Origin of the sequence: Devosia sp., assembly GCF_034675085.1 — a bacterium.
Taxonomy (GTDB): domain Bacteria; phylum Pseudomonadota; class Alphaproteobacteria; order Rhizobiales; family Devosiaceae; genus Devosia.
Genome location: NZ_JAUCDN010000389.1, coordinates 1 through 2765, shown reverse-complemented (window position 1 = coordinate 2765; position 2765 = coordinate 1). Strand labels below are relative to the sequence as shown.

Annotated in this window: 3 protein-coding genes; 1 reads left to right on the top strand and 2 read right to left on the bottom strand. The window is 66.0% G+C overall.

Annotated features, from left to right (window positions below; all coding sequences use genetic code 11):
- Together VDP82_RS16735 and VDP82_RS16730 are read right to left on the bottom strand one after the other, a co-directional pair.
- Positions 1-439, bottom strand: a 439-nt coding sequence (locus VDP82_RS16735; protein ID WP_416347136.1) for a sensor N-terminal transmembrane domain-containing protein, incomplete at its 3' end; no start/stop codon positions are given.
- A gap of 8 nt (positions 440-447) precedes the next feature.
- Positions 448-1164 carry a response regulator transcription factor gene (locus VDP82_RS16730; RefSeq protein WP_323015961.1) on the bottom strand — a complete coding sequence of 239 codons (717 nt, stop codon included), beginning with the start codon at positions 1162-1164 and terminating at the stop codon, positions 448-450.
- A gap of 244 nt (positions 1165-1408) precedes the next feature.
- On the opposite strand from VDP82_RS16730, the gene VDP82_RS16725 reads away from it, so the two are divergent.
- Positions 1409-2765 (top strand): phosphoenolpyruvate carboxykinase (ATP) (locus VDP82_RS16725; RefSeq protein ID WP_323015960.1); only part of this gene is annotated, 1357 nt, incomplete at its 3' end.

The window sequence follows — 2765 nt, the reverse complement described above, 5'->3', positions numbered from 1 at the left end:
GCGGGGCCACGCGCTCGGGATTGATGGGAAATTCCAGCGTCGGGTCGAAATAGGAAAGCGAGCGGACGGTGCCGTCATCTTGCAATTGCAGCAGCCGCTCGGGATTGATGGTGATGACGTCGCTGTCCACCGTGGCCGAGGCGGCGATGGCGGCGGCGATGATTTCGCCCTGCACGCGCAGCGACTGCACCCGGGCCTCGATCAGGCCCGCCCGCCACTGGTTGAGGTAGAGAATGCCCACCACCAGCACCAGCAGCCCCGCCAGGTTGAGCACGATGATGCGCCGGGTGAGGCTGGAAAAGATGGTCAGATCGAGAAAATGGCCAATGGCCCCGATCACCCGCGCCAGGGGCGAGACCAGCCCGCGCCAGCGAAAGCCGCCACGCGCGGTTGGCTCCGCCGCCGGGCGGCCTGGGGTTTCGGGGTCGAGAATGGCCACTTGCGGTCCTATTGCTCCTTGAAGCGATAGCCGACGCCGTAGAGGGTTTCGATCATCTCGAAATCGTCGTCCACCGCCTTGAACTTCTTGCGCAGCCGCTTGATGTGGCTGTCGATGGTGCGATCGTCCACATAGACCTGGTCGTCATAGGCGGCGTCCATCAGCGCATTGCGCGACTTGACCACGCCCGGCCGCAGCGCCAGCGCCTGGAGAATGAGGAATTCGGTAACGGTGAGGGTGACGCGCTGCCCCTTCCAGGTGCAGGTGTGGCGCTCCTCGTCCATCACCAGCGAGCCGCGCTCGATCAGCGCCTTGCCCGGCGTCGGCTCGCCGGCCAGCCCGGCGGGGGCGGAGGGGTCGCGCGGGGCCGAGCGGCGCAGGATGGCCTTGACGCGCTCGACCAGCAGGCGCTGGCTGAAGGGCTTGGTGATGAAATCGTCGGCGCCCATCTTGAGCCCGAACAATTCGTCGATCTCCTCGTCCTTGGAGGTGAGGAAGATCACCGGCACGTCCGATTTCTGCCGCAGGCGCCGCAGCAGCTCCATGCCGTCCATGCGCGGCATCTTGATGTCGAGAATGGCCAGGTCCGGGCGGTCGGCGGTCAGCCCCTCCAGGCCTGAGGCGCCATCGGTATAGGTTGAGACGGTGTAGCCTTCCGCCTCCAGGGTGAGGGACACGGAGGTGAGAATATTGCGGTCGTCATCCACCAGGGCGATCTTGGGCATGGGCTGCCTTTCATGTTCGGACGCGTGCAGGAAGCGGCGCAACGCGCCCTTCATCGCTGCTTGCAAGCGACAATTACGCATTAAATAAGGCGGGGCCAAGAACACTACAACCGCCATCCCTGCGACGAAGGACGATGCAACTTCCGTCTTACGACCCTTTTCGGGATGGTTGTATGATGAACCAGGCTCCTATTTTCAGCGCCATCAAGGCGGCACGGGTCCGCGCGCCATGGAGCTGAAACAGATGACCGGATTTGACCACGAAGCCCTCAGAAACCAGATCGCCGCGCGGGCGGGCTCGGTTTCGGCCAACGATATCGCGGCGGCGCTGGTGGCCCGCTCCCTGCAAGGGGGCGAAAGCGTGCTCACGGCCGATGGCGCCGTTTCGGTGCGCACCGGCGCCTTTACCGGCCGCTCGCCCAAGGACAAGTTCATCGTGCGCGACGCGCTCACCCAGGACAGCGTCTGGTGGGACAATTCGGGCGCCATGAGCCCGGCGCATTTCGATGTGCTGCTGGCCGACGCCGTCAACGCCCTGGGCGGGCATTCGGTGTTCCGCCAGGACCTGCTGGCCGGCGCCGATCCGCGCCATCAATATGGCGTCACCGTGCTCACCCCCAGCGCCTGGCACGCGCTGTTCATCCGCAATTTGCTGATCCGCCCCGGCGAGAACGTGAAGCAGGGCGAGGCGCCGACGCCGGTGACCATCGTGCATGCCCCGCATTTCCGCGCCGATCCGGCCCGCCATGGCAGCCGCACCGACACGGTGATCGCGCTCGACATGAGCCGCAATATCGTGGTCATCGCCGGCACCTCATATGCCGGGGAAATCAAGAAGAGCGTCTTCAGCCTGTTCAATTTCCATGCGCCGGGCCAGGGCGTGCTGCCCATGCATTGCTCGGCCAATCTCGGCCCGAACGGCGAAGCGGCGCTGTTCTTCGGGCTTTCGGGCACCGGCAAGACCACGCTCAGCAACGATCCGGCCCGCCCGCTCATCGGCGATGACGAGCATGGCTGGAGCGAGGACGGCGTCTTCAACCTGGAAGGGGGATGCTACGCCAAGACGGTCAAGCTCAGCCCCAGCGCCGAGCCGGAGATCCATGCCGCCACCAAGCGCTTCGGTACCGTGCTGGAAAACGTGGTGCTGGACGCTGGCCACCAGCCCGATTTCGACGACATCTCGCTCACCGAGAACACCCGCGCCGCCTATCCCATCCATGTGCTGCCGGCCATTGCCGCAGGCAGCGTCGGCGACACGCCCAAAACCGTGGTCTTCCTCACCGCCGACGCCTTCGGCGTGCTGCCGCCGGTGGCGCGGCTGACGCCGGAGCAGGCGGTCTATCATTTCCTGTCCGGCTACACCGCCAAGGTGGCCGGCACCGAACGCGGCATCACCGAGCCGCAGGCTACCTTCTCGGCCTGTTTCGGCGCGCCCTTCATGCCGCTCCATCCCACCGTCTATGGCGCGATGCTGGCGGAAAAGCTCCGCTCGAGCGGGGCCAGCGCCTGGCTGATCAACACCGGCTGGACCGGGGGCGGCTACGGGGTGGGCAAGCGCATCGACATCGCCTCCACGCGGCGCCTGCTCACGGCGGCGCTGG

Coding starts and splice junctions, on each gene's coding strand:
- VDP82_RS16730 (WP_323015961.1), bottom strand. CDS start 1,164: ATGCCCAAGATCGCCCTGGTGGATGACGACCGCAATATTCTCACCTCC.